This is a genomic window from Pseudomonas sp. LBUM1643, assembly GCF_059716215.1.
Genome location: NZ_CP166813.1, coordinates 3,846,391 through 3,864,552, shown reverse-complemented (window position 1 = coordinate 3,864,552; position 18,162 = coordinate 3,846,391). Strand labels below are relative to the sequence as shown.

Here is an 18,162-nt window from a genome sequence, read left to right as displayed (position 1 = left end):
TCCTATTAGCGTTCTCAAAAGTGGTCACGCTTGACCCCCTTGCCGTAGGAATTTGCTCCTTGAAACTTCGCTTCTCCGCCAGTCTTCTACTCGCCGGTGCTTGCAGCGCCGTGTCCCTCGTTCATGCCGCTGATGATTTGACGTTGCCGGCTACGCAGATCGACGGCAGCACTGATCTTGTCGACGTTCCGAGCGTGGGATACCAGAGCAACCCGGCATCGAGCACGACCCGGTTGGGGCTGACAGACAGGGAAACGCCGCAGGCGGTGACGACGATTACCCGGCAGGCGCTTGATGACTTCAAGATCACTGGCATCAAGGACGCCCTGCGTTCCGCGCCGTCGGTGACCGTGGAGCAAACCGAAACCGACCGGACCGAATTCACCTCGCGCGGTTTTGACATCAACACGTTCCAATACGACGGTGTGGGCATGCCGTTCGTGGGCACGGTACTGGTGGGCGACCAGGATCTGGCGGAGTTCGAACAGATTGATGTGTTGCATGGCGCCAACGGCTTGATGAGCGGTGCCGGCAACCCGTCAGCCACGGTCAATTTCGTGCGCAAACGTCCGACCGAGACTTTCCAGGCGCAAGTCGACACCAGCGTCAGTTCCTGGGACGGGCGTCGGGTGGACGTGGACGTTGCCGGTCCCTTGACCCCCACCGGCAATGTGCGTGGGCGATTCATTTATTCCCACGACAAAGGCAATTCATGGATGGATCGCTACAGCCATGAGCGCAACGTCGCCGCTGGACTGTTGGCCTTTGATCTGTCCGATGCCGACACCGTGACGGTGGGTTTCTCTCAGCACAACAGCGATTCCAACGGCAGCACCTGGGGCAACCTGCCACTGGTGGATAACGACGGCAACGCCATCCACTACGGCAGCCGCAGTTCCAGCATCGGCCAGCCGTGGACCTACTGGAACCTGCACACCCAGCGCGCTTTCACCGAGCTCAAGCATGACTTCGGCAATGGCTGGAACGCTACGGTCACCGCGACGGGCATTATCGAGAAGCAAGACACCAACATGCTGTATGTCGCCGGGGTTTCCGGTGATGACACGTCGGTGTTTGCCGCCAACACCACCAGCGAGGCTCATCAATTGCTGGGCGACGCCAAGGTCTCCGGGCCGTTCAGCCTGTTCGGTCGCGAGCATGAGCTGACGTTGGGTGCGGCTTATGGTCGTACCCACCAGAAAGCCCGGGAATACGATGCGGTTGAAGGTGGTTACTACGACGCGTCATTCGCGGACGTGCTGGCGGGGAACCTGCCGCGTCCGTCGTTCCTGTTTACCAGCGACACCAACACCCAGAATTTCAGCGACACCCAGAAGAGCCTTTACGCAGGTGCCCGATTCAGCCTGGCGGATGACCTGCACTGGATCGCCGGTGCGCGGATGATCAGTCTGGACGGTTCCGGCGATAACTACGGGTCTGATTACCACACGCGCGCACACGGCAAGGTCACGCCTTACACGGGCCTGGTTTACGACCTGGACGAGCAGTGGAGCGTGTATGGCAGCTGGACCAAAATCTACAGCGCGCAGTACAACCTGGGCACCGACGGCAAATTGCTCGCACCCCTCGAAGGCAAGAGCATGGAAGCCGGTGTAAAGGGTAGTTTGCTGGATCACCGCCTCAACGTGACGGCCGCTGCCTTCAAGACCGAACAGCAAAACGTGGCAGAGTCCGCCGGCTTCGTCGATGGCCGATTTGTCTACGACCCCATGGACTACAAGAGCCACGGCGTCGAACTGCAAGCCTCCGGCGAAGCACTGCCTGGCCTCGACCTGCTCGGCGGTTACACCTACGTCACCATCGACAACGATGACGGCGACAAGGCGCGTAAATATGTGCCGACCCATAGCGTGCGCGGCATGCTCACCTATCGTCTGCCAAGCTTGCCGCAAGCGAAGATCGGTACGCGGGTCAGCTGGCAGAGCGCAGTGGAAAACGACACCAACAGCGCTATCCGCCAAAACGCCTACGCCTTGCTCGACTTCATGGCCAGCTATGACATCGACAGCAACTGGAGCACGTCGGTGAACCTGAACAATGTCACCGATCGCAAATACCTGCTCTCGCTTTACAACAGCGCCACGACCGCCAGCTACGGTGCACCTCGCAACGTGGTGGCTTCTGTGACCTGGAAATACTGATGTCTCCTGAGGGCTCGGTGTGACTGAGCCCTCGCACCTTTCAAGCACCCGTCGTGGGATCAATCCAGCATGACTGCCCGAAAACTGCGTATCTGGTACCTGGTTCACAAATGGACCAGCCTGGTCTCTACCGTCTTCCTGCTGTTGCTGTGCCTGACGGGGTTGCCACTGATTTTTCATGAAGAGATCGAACACTACTTCGAGCCTCATCCGGAACTGCGTCCGCTGACCGCTGAATCGCCGCGAATCGATTATGACAAAGTCATCGCCGGTGTATTAGCGTCCTGGCCGGACGAGGTCGTGCGCTTCGTCGGATTCGACCCGGATAGCCCGCTCGGAGTGGTGTTCACGGCAACCAGCCTGACGCCTCCGCCGATTGAAGGTCACTCTCAGCCGTTCGATACCCGCACTGGCGAGCTGTTCCCGCCGGCGGAGCCAGACGATGGGTTCATGAACCTGATGTTGCGTCTGCACACTGATCTGTTCATGGGGTTACCGGGCTATCTGTTTCTCGGTTTCATGGGGTTACTGCTGGTGGCTTCGCTGGTGTCCGGCGTCGTGGTGTACACCCCGTTCATGCGCAAGCTGGACTTCGCCACCGTGCGTACAGGGCGTAGCGCACGCTTGAAATGGCTGGACCTGCATAACGTGCTCGGCATGGTCACCCTGACCTGGGTGCTGGTCGTTGGTGTTACAGGCGTGATCAACACCCTTGCGCTGCCGATCTTTGGCCTGTGGCAGAGTGATCAGTTGGCAGACATGACTGCACCGTACAAGGATGCGCCGCCGCTTCAGCGCCTCGGGTCATTGCACAAAGCGCTGGAAGCCGCCCGCCAGGCCGCGCCAGACATGGAGCCAAGTTTCGTCGCCTTTCCCGGTACTCAATTCAGCAGCCAGCACCACTACGCCGTGTTCATGCGCGGAACAACGCCCCTCACCGCACGACTGCTGAAACCGGCACTCGTGGATGCGGTGACGGGCGAGCTGACCGATATACGGGAGATGCCGTTGTACGTGAAGACGTTGCTGATCTCGCAGCCGTTGCATTTTGGAGACTACGGTGGCTTGCCGTTGAAGATTATCTGGACGCTGCTCGACGTCATCAGCATCGTCGTCCTGGGCAGCGGTTTGTACCTCTGGATCCGCCGACGCAATCGGCCGATGCCCAAGCATCTTGTTGAAGTGAACGCCGACCGTTCAAGCGTGGAGGGCAGGGCATGAGGCGCGGACTGTGGATGATCTTTCGCTGGCCCGTGGTACTCGCGGTTGTAAGCCTGTTCGGCCTGTTGTCGGCACTGATCGGCGATGGCGTCTTTGACGTGTTGTCGTGGCTTGGCCTGGGTGTGCCGCTAGTGCTGCTCGGGGTGGTGTGGCTGCGTTTACGGCGTGCAAACCGATTGCATTCAACGGGCAACATCGAAGGAAAGTGAACCCGCAATGAAGCTGATATCATTCAGCAACTTACACGCTGGGTGAACACCATGAATCGTCAAAAGAAATTACAGCAGTTATTCAAGGCGAAGGCCAAAAAAGCCAGTGCCAAACTGGCCCCGGTCAGCAAAGATAAATACATCAGCAAAGCGGACCGGGCGAAGCTGGCTGAGGAAGCCGAGCGCGAGGCCATCAGTTCCTCCGAGGGCTGATCCATTGAGCTGCGTCTATTGAGATGCGTTCACCCGTCGGGCAAACTCCTGCCGCTTCATTGGCCGATAAAAGGAGTTTACGGATGCCATTTCCACTGACGGAATACAATGCCTTGTTAGCCCTGAAGGGCGTAGGTCCCGCCGTTATCGCACGCCTTGAGCAGATGGGCATCGACTCCCTGGCTGAGCTCAGCACAGCGAACGAGGGGGACATCCTGGCTCAGGCATCCGCCGCCACGGGATCGACTTGCTGGAAGAACAGCCCCCAGGCTCGGGCCGCCATTAACGCGGCCATCGGGCTTGCAAAAGACGCTCAGTCGGGCAGCCAGACTCGTCCACCCAACGCTTAGAGCAAACTCCACGACACCCCGACGTAAACCCCCAAACCCTCACCCGGCGTAGACCGTGCGGCGTCCAGACCTTTGTCGTCGTAGCCCGGCGTGACGGTGGCGGCGTAGTGCTTGTTGGTCAGGTTGCGCATGTCCAGCCAGGTCTGCCAGTCACCCTTGGGCGCGTTGTAGCCCAGGGTTGCGCCGAACAGCGCGTAGGGATCGGCTTGGTAGCTGTTGGCGTAGTCGACCTCCACTTTGGAAACCAGCTGCGTGTTGAGGGCCGCGAAGAAACCCAGCGGCCAGTCGTAGCGCAGCTCACCCTGGTAATAATGCATCGGCAAGCCGGGCAGGCGGTTGTCGCCGAAGCGGTCGTCGTCCTGATAATGGAAGTCACTGAAGGTATAGCTCTGGCGCAGGCTCAGCTGACCACCGTCGTCCGGCGACCACAGGTTGCTTTGCAGGCTGGCTTCCACACCTTGGTGGATGGTGGGGCTGGCGTTGAGTTCGTATGGCGTGGTGGCGTTGGCGTCCGGCAGTACCGAGAGCAACTCGTTGTGCACTTGCGCGTAGTACCAGGCCAGGCTCCATTGCCCCATGGTGCTGTCGCCACGGCCGCCGATTTCCAGCGTAGTGGCCGTCTGGTTTTGCAGCTTGACCGGATCGCGCTGGGCACCTGTGGCGGCGCCGCTGCCTGCCGGGAATCGAACATTCGAGCTGTAGATCAGCGACCACGGGTGCGGCGCTTCGACCGAACGGCTCAGGTTGCCGAACAGTTGCAGGTCAGGTGTCACCTGGTAGCGCAAGCCGAGGCGGGGGGCGTAATCCCAGTCGTTCAGGCTGGTCTTGCCGCCACCTTCCGGGTAGGTCACGGCGCTTTCGCGGCGGGTGTAGAGGGCGGCCAGGCCGGTGGTCAGCCACAGGTCGTCGGCGATTTCCAGATCATTGCCGACGTGCAAGACGCTGTCCGAACCCTGGTAGGTGAAGTTGCGCATGTGCGTGCCTGGCGCGTAACCGGCGGTGTTGCCGGTGGGAATACGCACCAGCTCGCTAGCGCCGGCATTGGGCAGATGTCTGGTCACGCGCAAGCCCATCGTGCTTTGGCTTTCCAGACCCCAGAGCGTGTCGCGACGCTTGTAGTCGAACGTGCCGCTGACGTCGGTGTACGCCACCTTCAAACGGTTGGGGCCTTCGCGCAGGTCCATGGGATAGTCGTGGTAGACGAGTCCCGTCTGGAGGCTCGAATCGTCATCGATGTACCAGGTGGTTTTGTTGCCGAAAAAGGTGCTGCCCGGCTGCTCGCGGCGGTCGTCCCGTGAGACGTAGGCGGGGTTGGCCGCGCGTGGGTCGTGCTCGATGGAGTGTTTGGTCACCCGCCCGGCGAGTTCGTTGTCGGTCTGGCGGTAGCGCAGGTAAAAGCGTGTTTCCAGGTTCGGGTTAAAGCGATAGCCGACGTTGGCGATGATGCCCTGGCTCTCGCTGTCCGTGTGGTCCTGATAGCCGTCGGAGCGGGCGTCGGTCAGGGCCACGTAGTAGTCGGCGTTACCCAGCACCTGACCCGAGCTGACCTGGCGCTGCAGGTAACCGTGGCTGCCCATCGAGTAGCGTACTTGCAGTTTCGGCGCGTTGTAGCCGGTGTGGCTGATGTAATCGATGGCCCCACCCAGGGCGAGGGCGCCCCTGTCGAAGCCGTTGGCACCGCGCAGCACTTCCACGTGGTCGAGCCACAAGGGCTCCAGCAATTCATAGGGTGTGCCGCCCGGTCCGGTCAGCGGCAGACCGTCGAGCATGGCGTACAACCCAGAGGCGTGGGCGCCGGGTGCACGGTTGATCCCCGAGCCACGGATCGAAATCTTCACCCCTTCGTTGCCCGCAGATTGCGCGTAAATCCCCGGCTGATAAGCCAGCACATCCTGATTGCTGGCCACGCGGCCCTGCAGGTTGCGGCGCATGTCGACCACATTGGTGCCGCCGGGCACCTGTTCAAGCCGGGCCTCGGTATCCTCGATCGACGCGTCTTCGCCGCTGCGATCCTCAGCGCCAATCAGCACCTGGCCCAGTTCCATGCCCTCGGCCCCAGCCATGGCCGGACAGACAAGGGCCAGGCCCAGCAGCGCAGCGGGCAGGGAATTTGGCGAGGGCATGGGGAGAACTCCAGACGTGTAGAAACAGGCAGTGAAGAACTGCGACGTAGGGAAGGACGAAGGAAACACATGGCAATTTTGTTTTTTTGGTCGGAGCGCGGCAGCGGCGCGCTCGTTTGAAGATACCGACGATGCCTGCAGGTCCTGCCGTTCACTCAAGCACGCCACCGACCCCGTGGCGAGGGAGTTTACTCCCGCTGGGCTGCGCAGCAGTCCTCTGCTTTCAGATACAAGAGCGGGGCCGCTCCGCAGCCCAGCGGGAGCAAGCTCCCTCGCCACAGGGAGTGTGCCGTAAATCCTGCTGGCGAGGTGTGACTGATAAAAAGCAGGGGGCCGCTTCGCGCCCCGGCGGGACGGTGCGACGATTCGACAAGCTCCCTCGCCACAGGGAGTGTGTCGCGCTATGCCTTCGCGCCGTTGCGCACTTCGGTCGCGGTGCAGCCGAAGTGTTGGCGGAAGCTGCGGGTGAATTGGGCTTGATCACTGAATCCCCAGCGCATGGCCAATTCGCCGATCGACAGGTGACAGTTAGGGTCGTGCAGGCCCCTATGGACCGCTTCCAGACGTTTCAGGCGAATCCATTCTCCAAGGCTGTAGGGCGTGCTGTTGAAGAGTTTGTGCAGGTAGCGCACTGACAGGCCGCAGGCGTCAGCGATCAATGGCGGCGCCAGGTCGGGGTTACCCAGATGCTTCTCGACGTAGTGTTCGATGCGTTGCAAATGCAGGGCGGCAAGGTTCGAGTTCTCGCTGCCGAGCACGCGCTCATCTTCGCGCAGCGCCATCAATAAGGTTGAAAGTGCCTGCTCCAGCAGCATGTGGCGGGCGGCTTCGTTGCATTCATCGAAGCGTGCCGCGCACATGGCCAACTGATCGACGAAGATTCGACCGAGCCCGCGCCTGGCATCGAAGCAGAAGCGCGTATAGCGCTCGGCACCGCGCAGTTGTCCGTGCAGCGCGCGCTCCGGGAGTTTGAATACCCACAGATCGTTGTCGCTGGCGTAGTGAAAGCGGTACGGAGCATCGCCACGTTCGACGATGAAGCCCCCGGGCTGGCAATGCAGTGCCCGGCCATCCTGTTCGAAATGCACTTCACTGCGACGGGGCACGGTCACGAGGTAGCAGGCTTCGTTATCTTCACTGACCTGGGCTTTGCTGCGCGAATAGCCGAGCTGACTGGAGCGCAGGCGGGACAGGGTCAGCGGGGTGCTGCCGGTTTCCCAGATCTGCAGGCTGCCACTGAAGGTGGCACTGGGGGCAAATTCCAGGGACAGCGGAAAATAGGCGCAGGCGATGGCGTCTGCCCATAGGGGCTGGCGTTGACTGTCGGACCAGGAGCGTGTGGAAAGTTTGTACGCCATGGCTGCCCTCGTATGATTTTTATTATGAGGACGGTGCCGACGTAAACAACCGTCGGCACCGTTGGGTTGCCATCATTTGCCAATGCTTACGGACGGTCAATCACCAGGCGTCAGCCGGTAGGTGGCCGACGGCGCCAGCGTTGCCTGCCAGCCGGGTGGCACGACGATGTTGGTCGTCGATTCTTCGATCACGCAAGGGCCCTGGACCGTCTGCCCGGATTGCAACCGGTCACCGTCGTAAACCGGGGTCTGCTGCCAGTCCGATTGAGCGCTGAACAGCATCGACCGATAACCACTGGCGCGGGGTGCAACGTCCTCGTCAGGTGGCGGCAGTTCAGGCATGGGCGGGCGTTGCAGGCGAGCAATCACCGAGCACTCGAGGTTGACCAGCTCCACCGGGCTGTCTGGCTCACTGTAGGAAAACAGCGCTTTGTGCCGCGTATGGAATGCCTCGCGCAGAGTGAGCAGGCCGGCCTGATCCAGTGGGGCGCAGGTCAGTTCGACGCTGCATTCGTGAATCTGCCCGAGGTAGCGAATCTCAAGGTTGTAGAGGCACTCGACATTGTTTTCAGCGCCGAAACCGTCTTCTCGCAAGTTGCACATGCCGCGTTCGCGCAGGTCATGCAACGTCTGATTAAGCAGGGGCAGGTCGACCAGTCCGTCATCAAGGCGCATCGGCAGGGTAGTCAACTGGTCGTAACGAATGTCCGACAGAATCTGCCCATAGGCGCACAACCCGGACGCCACTTTCGGGATCAGCACCACCTGGCTGCCGATTTCCTCGGCCAGACGCATGACATGCATGCCCGCTGCGCCACCCGCGCCGATCAAGGCGAAATCCCGTGGGTCGTAGCCTCGTTCGACAGACACCCGCCGGATACCGCTGACCATGTTCAGGTTCACCAGGGTGATGATGCCGATGGCTGCACGCTCAACGCTGATACCCAGAGGCTCGGCGATTTTGCGCTGGATCGCCTCGATGGCCGCCTTGCGATCAAGCCAGATGCTCCCGCCCAGCAGCGCGCCGTCGGCCAGGTAGCCGAGGGCGAGGTTGGCGTCGGTGACGGTGGGCTCGGTGCCGCCCTTGCCGTAGCACACCGGCCCGGGGTTGGCACCGGCACTGCGCGGACCGACCTGGAGCATGCCGAAGTCATCGATGAAGGCAATCGAGCCGCCGCCGGCACCGAGGGTTTCGACCTGAATCATTGGCACGCCGATGCGATAGCGCAGGAAGTCAGTATCCTTGCTGAAGTTGGTGCGTCCCGATTTGCTGAGGGTGATGTCGAACGAGGTGCCGCCCATGTCCACGGTGATCACGTTGTCGATGCCGAACGGCTGCGCAACACACAATCCGGCTTGCGGTGCAGAGGCCGGGCCGGAGTTGATGGCATTGACCGCCCGCTCGCGCATCACCACGCCGGGAGCCAGTCCTCCGTTGGATTGAAAGTAGCGGGTAGGTTGCTGCGCACCGAGCTCTTCGAACAAAGCGTCGATGCGTTCGATATAGCGCCCCATGACCGGGCTCAGGTAGGCGTTGACCACGGTGGTCGAGGTGCGGGTGTACTCGCGGATTTGCGGGAACACTTCGTTGCCGGTACAGACGAATACACCCGGCAGCGCCGCTCGCACCATCTCGGCGGCGCGCTGTTCGTGACTCGGGTTGCGCACCGACCAGACGAACGAAATAGCCACGGCCTTGACGTCCTGCGCGCGGAAATATTCGATCGCGTCGCGAATCGCCTGTTCATCGAGCGGCGCGTATTCACTGCCGTCGCTGATGATCCGGCCGCGAATGGGCCGTCGCAGGTGTCGCGGTACCAGCATGTAGGCGGGTGGGTAACTGGCGTCGTAGCGATGGCCGTCCTCCTTGTGGCCCAGGCGGATTTCCAGGCTGTCTTCGTGCCCGTCGGTACACAGCAGGCCCACCTTTACACCGGTTTTTTCGATCAGCGCGTTGAGGGCCACGGTGGTGCCGTTGATGCACAGGTCGCAGTCGCCAATGATGTCGGCAGGCGTTCGCCCGATGGCGTCGGCGATTTGCGCCAGGCCGTTACGGATCGCGATCGTGCCGTCCTGAGGTGTTGAGGGCGCCTTGAACAGCTGCACGTTGCCGCTGCGATCCGCCAGGATGAAATCGGTGAAAGTGCCGCCGGCGTCGATGCCCAGACGATATTGTTGCTTGGTCATGATGAGGATTCCAGATGGCTCAAAGGGGCGGGGTCGATCAGTGCGTTGTACGGCAGGCGCGCGTCGCCACGTCGTCGACCTGGCCATTGCTGTCGATCACCACGCCGTACTCCAGGCGGGCGCCTTCAAGGGACACCAGGCCATTGCGCACATCGTCCAGCACACTGCTAATCGGGCGCCGCAATGGGTTGCCATAGCCACCGCCCCCCGGGTTGACGTTGATGACCCGTTCCCCCGGTTGAGCCGTGAGTTGCGCGTTGTAGATAAAGTGCTGTTCTTCGCCGTCGTGCTTGCGGTGAATCAGCCGGCCCAGCTTGGGCTCGAGCATGACATTGGTCGCGCCCGCGGCCCCCGACGTCGGCAGTTGCCGGCCCTCACCAAAACCCACCACGGTCATCGGATGGTTCAAGGGTTCAATCTCGAGGCGAGTCCCCGAACCGCCGCGAAATTCACCGGCGCCGCCGCTGTCGGTCATCAGGCTGTAGCGGTGAATGAGGATCGGATAGGCGTACTCCAGCAACTCGATATCGCCGGACATCAGCGCACCGAAACAACACAGCGGACCGCAGGCCGGCCATCCGTCCATGGCCTTGTTCGCGCCGGCACCGGAGATGATCGATGCGAGCACCATGGTCACGTACTCGTCGTTGCCATTGCGCGGGTCATGGCCGGCAATGTTGATGCCGCTGGCGTGGCCCCAGGAAGCCGTGACGCGATCCGGTGCCGCCTGTTCCAGCGCCTGACGCACGGCATCGGCCAGGGTTTCCATCGGTGTGGTGGTGCTGTTGACGTGCGGCGCGGGTTCCTGGGCGTTGCACAACGAGCCCGGAGGGCCGAGATCGACCGATACGCAACGGTACAGGCCTTCGTTGTAGGGCGGCGGCACCTGGGCAAACATCATCAACCCCAGGTACACCCCGGACACCGAATTGCCCGCGTACGAGTTGATGAAGTAGGGCACCTGCGGCGGGCTCTCGATCAGGATATGCGCCTCGTCACCGCGGATTTCCACCTGGGCCGTGATTGATAATTCACCCAGGCCGTGGCCCGAGTCTTCAAGCACTGCGGTGCCCGTGTAGACGCCATCCGGGACGTCACGCAACAGGGCGCGCATGTGACGGTCGGCCATGTCTTTCAACTCGGCGATGCACGCGCGTACCTGTTCCACGCCATAGCGATCAAGCAGCTCGAGCAAGTGCCGCTCACCGACGTTGCAGGCACCGTATTGAGCGTTGAGGTCGCCTTCCTGGTAGGCGCGGGCGCGCATGTTGGTCAGCAGCAGATTGATCACGTCCTCACGGCGCTTGCCCTGGGACCACAGCTTCACAGGCGGAATGCGCAGACCTTCCGCGTAAATTTCCTTGGCGTCGGGGTTGTAGCCCGCCGGCACAGGGCCGCCGATGTCTGTCAGATGGCCTTTGCAGACGGCCCAGAACACCAGTTCACCTTGGTAGAACACCGGTTTGTACATGCAGCAGTCGAGGATATGGCTGCCCATGTAGGCGGGATCATTGTGATAAATCACATCGCCTTCCTGGACGTCATCACCGAAGAAACCGGCGACGCATTTCATCGCCGGAATCAGTGATCCGAGATGAATAGGGATGTCCTGACCTTGCAGGATCATTTCCGGAAAGTGGTCGAAGAGCGCATTCGAATAGTCGTGAGCGAGGTTGAAAACGCTCGAACGACCGGTTTTTTCAAGGGTGATGGTCATTTCGCGCTGCGCGGTTTCGAGCGCGCCTCGCACGACGGCCAGGGTGATCGGATCTACTGTGCTCATGGGTCACCAGAAATCTTGTTGTTATCAGGTGAAGGTCAGGACGAACGTCTAACCCACGGCACAAAACTACGCGTTCGAACGGGTCAATGGCTTGGCGCAAAGTGCACTGATTGTTGATTCTCAGTGCACTCCTCAGCGGGTCCTCTGCTTGCCGCTGGCAATGATGCACAGGACGCAGTTCTCTAGGACTTCCATCAGTTGCCGCTCGGTCGTCTGTCCCTCGTACCACTGCAAATGGCCGTACAGCAGGCCAATCACTGCATGGGTGATCAGGCAGACCTCACCGTCGCGGGTATCCGTCACGCCATATTCATCGGCGATGATGTCGCTCAACAGCCTGCGGTACGCCTGTTTCAATGCGTCAGCCTGCTGTTGGTGCTCGTCGTTGAGGTTTACGAATTCACGGGTGACCAGGACCAGGCGGTGCTTTTCCTTCAGGTTGAACGCGACAAACGCCTGAACAAAACGGCGCAGGCGTTCGCACGGCGTCCTGGCGCCTTTCATGCGGCGCTTCGTCAGGACGAGCAAGTCCGATAAGGCCGACTCGATGAGCTCGAACAACAAGCCCTGTTTATTGTCGATGTGGTGGTACAGCGAGCCGGCCTGCAACCCCATGTGGCCTGCCAGATCGCGCAAGCCGATGGCCTGAAAACCGCGTGTGGCGAACAGCTCGATCGCGGCCTCATTGAGCCGGTCACGAGCCGTGGGTTGCGAATGGGCTGAGGCGTTGACTGCAAGCATGGTGAACCCATCAAGTAAAAGGCGATCGAGGCGTGGCAGGAACAGGGGCGGCGCGGAGCCGCCCTGTGGTGGAAAGGATCAGAGGGTTTCCTGCGGAAGGATCAGTCGAGCGGGAATCCGTTGCCGCGAACCGCGTGCCACCCAGTAGTAAACCAGGGCGGGGACAGTCAGGCCGATGACCCATGAAATATCGGTGCCGCCGAGGGTTTCGACCAAGGGGCCGGTGTAGAAACTGGTCGCAATGAACGGCATCTGAATCAGCACCCCGAGGGTGTAGACCGCAATCCCGGGCACGTTCCAGCGCCCATAACGGCCATTCGGGTCGGACAGCGCGGGGATGTCGTAGCGTTCCTTGGTCACCAGGTAGAAGTCGACCAGGTTGATCGCGCTCCACGGGGTGAAAAAGGCCAGCAGGAAGAGGATGAAGGCGGAGAAGTCATGCAGGAACGTATGCCTGCCCAACAGGGCCAGCGCGGTCGCGAGACCGACCATGAACAGGATGTAGACCATTCGCAGGGTGGTAGAGATTTCCTGGTTCCCGCGAAAGCCGCTGACAATCGTCGCCAGGGACATGAAGCTGCCGTAGGCGTTGAGGGTGGTGATGGTGACCTTGCCGAGCACAATGCTGCAGAACAGCAGCGAAGCCACCACGCCGCTTGCTCCCATTCCAACAATGTACGAGACCTCATGCCCGGCAAACTGATCCCCTGCCAGGGCCGCCACGAACACGCCAAAGACCATCGAAATTTGTGTGCCGATGACGGATCCCAACCCCACGGCCAGAAAGGTTTTCAGGGCTGAAGTCTTCCTCGGCAGGTAGCGCGAATAGTCCGCCACGTAGGGGCCGAACGCGATCTGCCAGGAGGCCGACAGCGAAATCGCCAGCAGAAAGCTGCTCAGCGAAAAATGCCGATTACCCAGCAGTTCGCCGATGTCATGGACCGACAGCAACCGGTAGAACAGATAGAGGAAAGACACCACACCAATCAGACTCGACAGCCGTCCGATCAAGTGAATGGTCCGGTAGCCGAGCACGGTCAGCACAACGATCATTGCCGCGAAAATCAGAATGCCGGTGGCATCGCTGACGTCGGCCAGCTGGCTGATCGCCTGGCCCGCGAGCACCGAACCGCTGGCTGAAAACCCCACGTACATCAGGCACGCGAGGACGATGGGAATGACGGCGCCATAGACCCCGAACTGCACCCGACTGGAGATCATCTGTGGCAGACCCAACTGCGGGCCCTGGGCGGCGTGCAGCGCCATGATCGCGCCGCCCAGCAGTTGCCCGATCAACAGGCCGATCAGCGACCAGAACACGTCACCGCCCAACACCACGGCCAGCGCCCCGGTGACGACAGCAGTGACCTGCAGGTTGGCACCGAACCAGAGAGTGAACTGGCTGAGCAGTCGGCCATGACGCTCGGATTCGGGGATGTAATCAATGGATCGCCGTTCTATATACGTCTTGCGCTGCGCACTTTCTTTGGAGGCGGACATGGCGGTTCCTCTCGGGCGTCGTCGGATACGACAGCCTTCTCGTGATTGAGGCGTTAAGGAGGTGGCCTGCAGGACAGGCCCCGGTTTTTCGCTCGGTTAGCGCTGGGCGTCGAGCAGGCTTCGCGAAATGATGATTTTTTGTACTTCCGAGGTCCCTTCGAAAATCCGCAGGATCCGCGCATCGCGCACGTAGCGCTCCAGCGGCAGGTCGCGGATGTAGCCATAGCCGCCATGCAGCTGGAGCGCGGCGTCAGTGACGAAGCCGGCACACTCGGCGGCCACCAGTTTGGCGGTCGCGGAATCCAGGCTGAAGCGCTCACCGCTGTCGCGGCGCGCGGCGGCTTTCCAGGTGAGCATGCGGGCGGCTTCCAGCTGCGCGTACATATCCGCCAGCCGCCATTGCGTACCCTGATAGGCGGCCAGCGGCTTGGGCCCGATCTGCCGTTCGCGAACCCAGTTCAAACTGGCTTGCAGTGCGGCGTTGGCGATGCCCAGCGACATGGCGGCGACTTCGACCCGGCCGCGGTCGAGCACGGCCATCGCGGTGTTAAAACCGGCGCCTTCGCTGCCGAGTAACGCCGACTCGGGCAACCAGCAGTCCAGGGCCAGTTCATAGATCGTACTGCCGCGCAGCCCCATGGTTTTCTCCGGGCTGGAGAAGCTGATGCCGGCGGTGCCCTGGGGAATCATGAAGGCGCTGATGCCCTTGTGCCCGGCGTCTGCGTCGGTTTTGGCGTACAGCACGATGAAACCGGCCTCGCGGGCGTTGGTGATGTAATGCTTGCTGCCGCGTATTCTCCAGCCGCCGTTTTCGCGTTGCGCACGGCAACGCATGTCCGCGGGGTTGGAGCCGGCGGCGGGCTCGGTCAGGGCAAAGGCGCCAAGCAATTCACCGCTGGCAGCACGGGGTAGCCATTCCTGTTTCTGCGCTTCGGTGCCGCCGATCAGAATGGAATCAGTGGCCAGAAAATGCGCGGTGAGTGCCGAGGCGGTCGAGGCGCACGCGCCGGCCACGGCTTCCACCACGCGGCTCATGGCCAGGCTGCCGATGCCCAATCCGCCGTAGGCCTCTGGCAGGTTGATGCTCAAGCCGCCCAACTCGGCCAGTGCCTGCAGGCTTTCGGCGCAGAAGGTTTCGGTTTCGTCGTAATGCTGGGCGCGGGGCTGGATCACCTCACGGGCCAGCTTTTCGACGGTTTCAACGACGGCCAGTTCGACCTGATCCAATTCAAAGTTCATGGGAAAGCTCCTGTTTTTTCAGTCCGAATGCCGCGTTGTCTGCGCCCAGGCGAGGGGCGAGGGTGAGGGCATGGGGTTTGTGACCATTGAAGAACACCGGTTGTGGCACCAGCGGCTGCGTTGCGCCTTCTGGTCGAACCAGCAATTGACGGACCTGTGCCTGTTCGCTGTCGGCGGCCTGGGCGAGGTTCCACACGGGAGAGGAGGGCACGCCGGCATCCAGCAGGATGTCGCAGACCTGTTCGACGCTCAGTTGGCGCGTCCATGCTTCGATTTCAGCTCGCAGCGCAGGCTCGTTCTGCGTTCTTTGCGGATCGTCGGCATAGCGCGGGTCACTCGCCAGTTCGGGTTTGCCCAGGCATTGGCAAAGGCGCAGGAACAACTTGTTGCTGGCCACGGCAATGACGACCTGGCCATCGGCTGCGCGGTAGGTGTCGAAGGGCGTCGACACCGGGTGGCGGTTGCCGACCAGACCGGGGGCGACACCGTTGGCGAAGAGGTTGGACAGGCCGGTCATCTGCAGGCTGAACAGCACATCGAACATGGCGACGTCGATGTATTGCGCGCCCGGCGCATGCCGCTCGCGTGCAAACAGCGCCGAGCTGATTGCCCAGGCCGCATACACGCCAGCGCATAGATCGCCGATGGCTTCGCCGCAGCGTGTCGGTCCTGTCTCGGCAAAACCGGTGACGCTCATCAGCCCGGACATTGCCTGGGCAACAATGTCGTAGGCGGGGTTGGCCGACAGTGGGCCGTGTTGGCCGAAGCCGGAAATGCTCGCGTAGATCAGTTTGGGGTTGTAGTGCTTGAGCGTGTCGAAGTCGATGCCCAGGCGCTGGGTCACGCCGGGGCGAAAGTTTTCCACGACAACGTCGGCATCACGGACCAGTTCATAGAGCCGGGCCAGGTCATCGGTGGACTTGAAGTCCATTTCGACACTGCGTTTGCCGCGGTTGATCAGGGCGAAATAAACGCTTTCGCCGTCCTTGAAGGGGCCCAGGTGACGGCTGTCGTCACCGTGCCCCGGCACTTCGAATTTGATGACATCGGCACCCAGGTCCGCGAGCATTGCCGTGCAATGCGGGCCGGCCAACACGCGGCTCAGGTCCAGGACGCGAACGCCCTGTAACTGTTGGGTAAACGGGCTGCTGGTCATGTTGCAGACTCCTCAGTAAAGATGGTTGTAACCCTGTGCGCGCATTCGATCCCTGTAGCAGCTGCCGAAGGCTGCGTCGGGTTGCGAAGCGACCCCCGCATTCCAGAATCGGATGAAGGTCCTTCGGCCCTTAACGCAGCCTGCGGCAGCTGCTACAGGTTTTGTGTCTGGACACCCATTGGATGGCCAGTGTTTATTTACCGGTGATCATCGGCAGGTTCAGGCCTTGTTCCTTGGCGCAGTCGATCGCGATCTGGTATCCCGCATCGGCGTGGCGCATGACACCGGTCGCCGGGTCGTTGTGCAGCACGCGAGCGATGCGTTCGGCCGCTTCGTCGGTGCCGTCGCAGACGATCACCATGCCCGAGTGCTGGGAGAAGCCCATGCCGACGCCGCCGCCGTGGTGCAGCGAAACCCAGGTCGCGCCGCTTGCGGTGTTGAGCAGGGCGTTGAGCAGTGGCCAGTCGGACACGGCGTCGGAACCGTCCTGCATCGACTCGGTTTCACGGTTCGGGCTGGCCACGGAACCGGAGTCCAGGTGGTCACGGCCGATGACGATCGGCGCGGACAATTCACCGCTGCGCACCATTTCGTTGAACGCCAGACCGAGCTTGGCGCGCAGGCCCAGGCCGACCCAGCAGATACGCGCCGGCAGACCCTGGAAGCTGATGCGCTCGCGGGCCATGTCCAGCCAGTTGTGCAGGTGCGCGTCGTCCGGGATCAGCTCTTTGACTTTCGCGTCGGTTTTGTAGATGTCTTGCGGATCGCCCGACAGTGCCGCCCAACGGAACGGGCCGATGCCACGGCAGAACAACGGGCGGATGTAGGCCGGTACGAAACCCGGGAAGTCGAACGCGTTTTCCACGCCTTCTTCCTGCGCCATCTGGCGGATGTTGTTGCCGTAGTCGAAGGTCGGAATGCCCATCTTCTGGAATGCGAGCATCGCTTTAACGTGCACGGCCATCGATTGCTTGGCGGCTTTCACCACGGCAGCCGGCTCGGTCTTGGCGCGGGCGCGGTATTCGTCCCAGGTCCAGCCGGCGGGCAGGTAGCCGTTGAGCGGGTCGTGGGCGCTGGTCTGGTCGGTGACCATGTCCGGACGCACGCCACGCTTGACCAGTTCCGGCAGGATTTCCGCAGCGTTACCCAGCAGCGCGATGGAAATCGCCTTGCCTTCCTTGGTGTATTTGTCGATGCGCGCCAGTGCGTCGTCGAGGTCTTTGGCTTGCTCGTCGACGTAGCGGCTGTTGAGGCGGAAATCGATGCTGACCTGCTGGCATTCAATGTTCAGCGAGCAGGCACCGGCCAGGGTCGCGGCCAGTGGTTGAGCACCGCCCATGCCGCCGAGGCCTGCGGTCAGGACCCAGCGACCTTTGAGGTCATCGTTGTAATGCTGGCGACCGGCTTCGACGAAGGTTTCGTAGGTGCCCTGGACGATGCCCTGGCTGCCGATGTAGATCCAGCTGCCGGCGGTCATCTGGCCGTACATGGCCAGGCCTTTGGCGTCGAGTTCGTTGAAGTGTTCCCAGCTCGCCCAGTGCGGCACCAGGTTGGAGTTGGCAATCAGCACGCGCGGGGCGTTACTGTGGGTCTTGAACACGCCGACCGGCTTGCCGGATTGCACCAGCAGGGTCTCGTCGTCGTTCAGATTGGTCAGGCTTTCGACGATCTTGTCGTAGCACTCCCAGTTACGCGCCGCACGACCGATACCACCGTACACCACCAGTTCTTTAGGGTTCTCGGCGACTTCCGGGTCGAGGTTGTTCATCAACATGCGCAGCGGCGCTTCAGTCAGCCAGCTTTTGGCGGTCAGCGTGTTACCGCGGGCGGCACGGATTTCAACGTCACGGAAGCGGGTGGTCTTGGTGGTCATGGTCATCTTCTCAGGCAGTGATGGAAGGGTAGGTAGTAAGACGACGT

Annotated in this window: 14 protein-coding genes; 5 read left to right on the top strand and 9 right to left on the bottom strand. The window is 61.6% G+C overall.

Annotated features, from left to right (window positions below; genetic code table 11):
- Window positions 1-59: 59 nt before the first annotated feature.
- The 5 genes from ACA063_RS17260 to ACA063_RS17240 all read left to right on the top strand — a co-directional run bounded on the left by ACA063_RS17260 (window position 60) and on the right by ACA063_RS17240 (window position 4,155).
- Window positions 60-2,162 (top strand): TonB-dependent siderophore receptor, encoded by a 2,103-nt coding sequence (locus ACA063_RS17260; protein ID WP_497662642.1) that lies wholly within the window; start codon window positions 60-62, stop codon window positions 2,160-2,162.
- A 69-nt stretch (window positions 2,163-2,231) separates the two neighbouring features.
- Window positions 2,232-3,383 (top strand): PepSY-associated TM helix domain-containing protein, encoded by a 1,152-nt coding sequence (locus ACA063_RS17255; protein WP_497662641.1) that lies wholly within the window; start codon window positions 2,232-2,234, stop codon window positions 3,381-3,383.
- Window positions 3,380-3,592: a hypothetical protein gene (locus ACA063_RS17250; RefSeq protein ID WP_497662640.1), complete on the top strand. Its 213-nt coding sequence runs from the start codon at window positions 3,380-3,382 to the stop codon at window positions 3,590-3,592. Before ACA063_RS17255 ends, ACA063_RS17250 begins: the two co-directional genes overlap by 4 nt.
- 51 nt (window positions 3,593-3,643) lie before the next feature.
- Window positions 3,644-3,805, top strand: coding sequence for a DUF2986 domain-containing protein (locus ACA063_RS17245; protein ID WP_497662639.1), 162 nt, complete (start codon window positions 3,644-3,646; stop codon window positions 3,803-3,805).
- Between the two features lie 83 nt (window positions 3,806-3,888).
- The gene (locus tag ACA063_RS17240; protein ID WP_497662638.1) at window positions 3,889-4,155 is read left to right on the top strand and encodes a helix-hairpin-helix domain-containing protein; all 267 of its coding nucleotides are present in this window, start codon (window positions 3,889-3,891) and stop codon (window positions 4,153-4,155) included.
- Here ACA063_RS17240 and ACA063_RS17235 read toward each other — a convergent pair.
- The 9 genes from ACA063_RS17235 to hutU form a co-directional block, all read right to left on the bottom strand.
- The gene (locus tag ACA063_RS17235) at window positions 4,152-6,278 is read right to left on the bottom strand and encodes a TonB-dependent receptor family protein (RefSeq protein ID WP_497662637.1); all 2,127 of its coding nucleotides are present in this window, start codon (window positions 6,276-6,278) and stop codon (window positions 4,152-4,154) included. The genes ACA063_RS17240 and ACA063_RS17235 overlap by 4 nt on opposite strands.
- 401 nt (window positions 6,279-6,679) lie before the next feature.
- A complete protein-coding gene (locus ACA063_RS17230; protein ID WP_497662636.1) occupies window positions 6,680-7,636 on the bottom strand; it encodes an AraC-like ligand-binding domain-containing protein in 957 nt (318 codons plus the stop codon).
- A gap of 96 nt (window positions 7,637-7,732) precedes the next feature.
- On the bottom strand, window positions 7,733-9,823 hold the full coding sequence (gene capA / locus ACA063_RS17225; RefSeq protein ID WP_497662635.1) for a caprolactamase subunit alpha: 2,091 nt from the start codon (window positions 9,821-9,823) through the stop codon (window positions 7,733-7,735).
- A gap of 37 nt (window positions 9,824-9,860) precedes the next feature.
- Entirely contained in the window at window positions 9,861-11,606 is a 1,746-nt protein-coding gene (gene capB / locus ACA063_RS17220; protein ID WP_497662634.1) for a caprolactamase subunit beta, read from the bottom strand.
- Between the two features lie 132 nt (window positions 11,607-11,738).
- Window positions 11,739-12,347 carry a TetR/AcrR family transcriptional regulator gene (locus tag ACA063_RS17215; protein WP_497662633.1) on the bottom strand — a complete coding sequence of 203 codons (609 nt, stop codon included), beginning with the start codon at window positions 12,345-12,347 and terminating at the stop codon, window positions 11,739-11,741.
- A gap of 78 nt (window positions 12,348-12,425) precedes the next feature.
- The gene (locus ACA063_RS17210) at window positions 12,426-13,847 is read right to left on the bottom strand and encodes a purine-cytosine permease family protein (protein WP_497662632.1); all 1,422 of its coding nucleotides are present in this window, start codon (window positions 13,845-13,847) and stop codon (window positions 12,426-12,428) included.
- A gap of 96 nt (window positions 13,848-13,943) precedes the next feature.
- The gene (locus tag ACA063_RS17205; RefSeq protein ID WP_497662631.1) at window positions 13,944-15,086 is read right to left on the bottom strand and encodes an acyl-CoA dehydrogenase family protein; all 1,143 of its coding nucleotides are present in this window, start codon (window positions 15,084-15,086) and stop codon (window positions 13,944-13,946) included.
- A complete protein-coding gene (locus ACA063_RS17200; protein ID WP_497662630.1) occupies window positions 15,076-16,242 on the bottom strand; it encodes a CaiB/BaiF CoA transferase family protein in 1,167 nt (388 codons plus the stop codon). Before ACA063_RS17200 ends, ACA063_RS17205 begins: the two co-directional genes overlap by 11 nt.
- 193 nt (window positions 16,243-16,435) lie before the next feature.
- Window positions 16,436-18,115 (bottom strand): urocanate hydratase, encoded by a 1,680-nt coding sequence (gene hutU, locus ACA063_RS17195; RefSeq protein WP_497662629.1) that lies wholly within the window; start codon window positions 18,113-18,115, stop codon window positions 16,436-16,438.
- Window positions 18,116-18,162: the final 47 nt, after the last annotated feature.

Bases quoted from the DNA above. Each gene is read 5' to 3' on its own strand.
- capB (WP_497662634.1), bottom strand. From the start codon at position 11,606: ATGAGCACAGTAGATCCGATCACCCTGGCCGTCGTGCGAGGCGCGCTC.
- ACA063_RS17240 (WP_497662638.1), top strand. From the start codon at position 3,889: ATGCCATTTCCACTGACGGAATACAATGCCTTGTTAGCCCTGAAGGGC.
- ACA063_RS17210 (WP_497662632.1), bottom strand. From the start codon at position 13,847: ATGTCCGCCTCCAAAGAAAGTGCGCAGCGCAAGACGTATATAGAACGG.
- ACA063_RS17235 (WP_497662637.1), bottom strand. From the start codon at position 6,278: ATGCCCTCGCCAAATTCCCTGCCCGCTGCGCTGCTGGGCCTGGCCCTT.
- ACA063_RS17255 (WP_497662641.1), top strand. From the start codon at position 2,232: ATGACTGCCCGAAAACTGCGTATCTGGTACCTGGTTCACAAATGGACC.
- ACA063_RS17205 (WP_497662631.1), bottom strand. From the start codon at position 15,086: ATGAACTTTGAATTGGATCAGGTCGAACTGGCCGTCGTTGAAACCGTC.
- hutU (WP_497662629.1), bottom strand. From the start codon at position 18,115: ATGACCACCAAGACCACCCGCTTCCGTGACGTTGAAATCCGTGCCGCC.
- ACA063_RS17245 (WP_497662639.1), top strand. From the start codon at position 3,644: ATGAATCGTCAAAAGAAATTACAGCAGTTATTCAAGGCGAAGGCCAAA.
- capA (WP_497662635.1), bottom strand. From the start codon at position 9,823: ATGACCAAGCAACAATATCGTCTGGGCATCGACGCCGGCGGCACTTTC.
- ACA063_RS17230 (WP_497662636.1), bottom strand. From the start codon at position 7,636: ATGGCGTACAAACTTTCCACACGCTCCTGGTCCGACAGTCAACGCCAG.
- ACA063_RS17250 (WP_497662640.1), top strand. From the start codon at position 3,380: ATGAGGCGCGGACTGTGGATGATCTTTCGCTGGCCCGTGGTACTCGCG.
- ACA063_RS17200 (WP_497662630.1), bottom strand. From the start codon at position 16,242: ATGACCAGCAGCCCGTTTACCCAACAGTTACAGGGCGTTCGCGTCCTG.
- ACA063_RS17215 (WP_497662633.1), bottom strand. From the start codon at position 12,347: ATGCTTGCAGTCAACGCCTCAGCCCATTCGCAACCCACGGCTCGTGAC.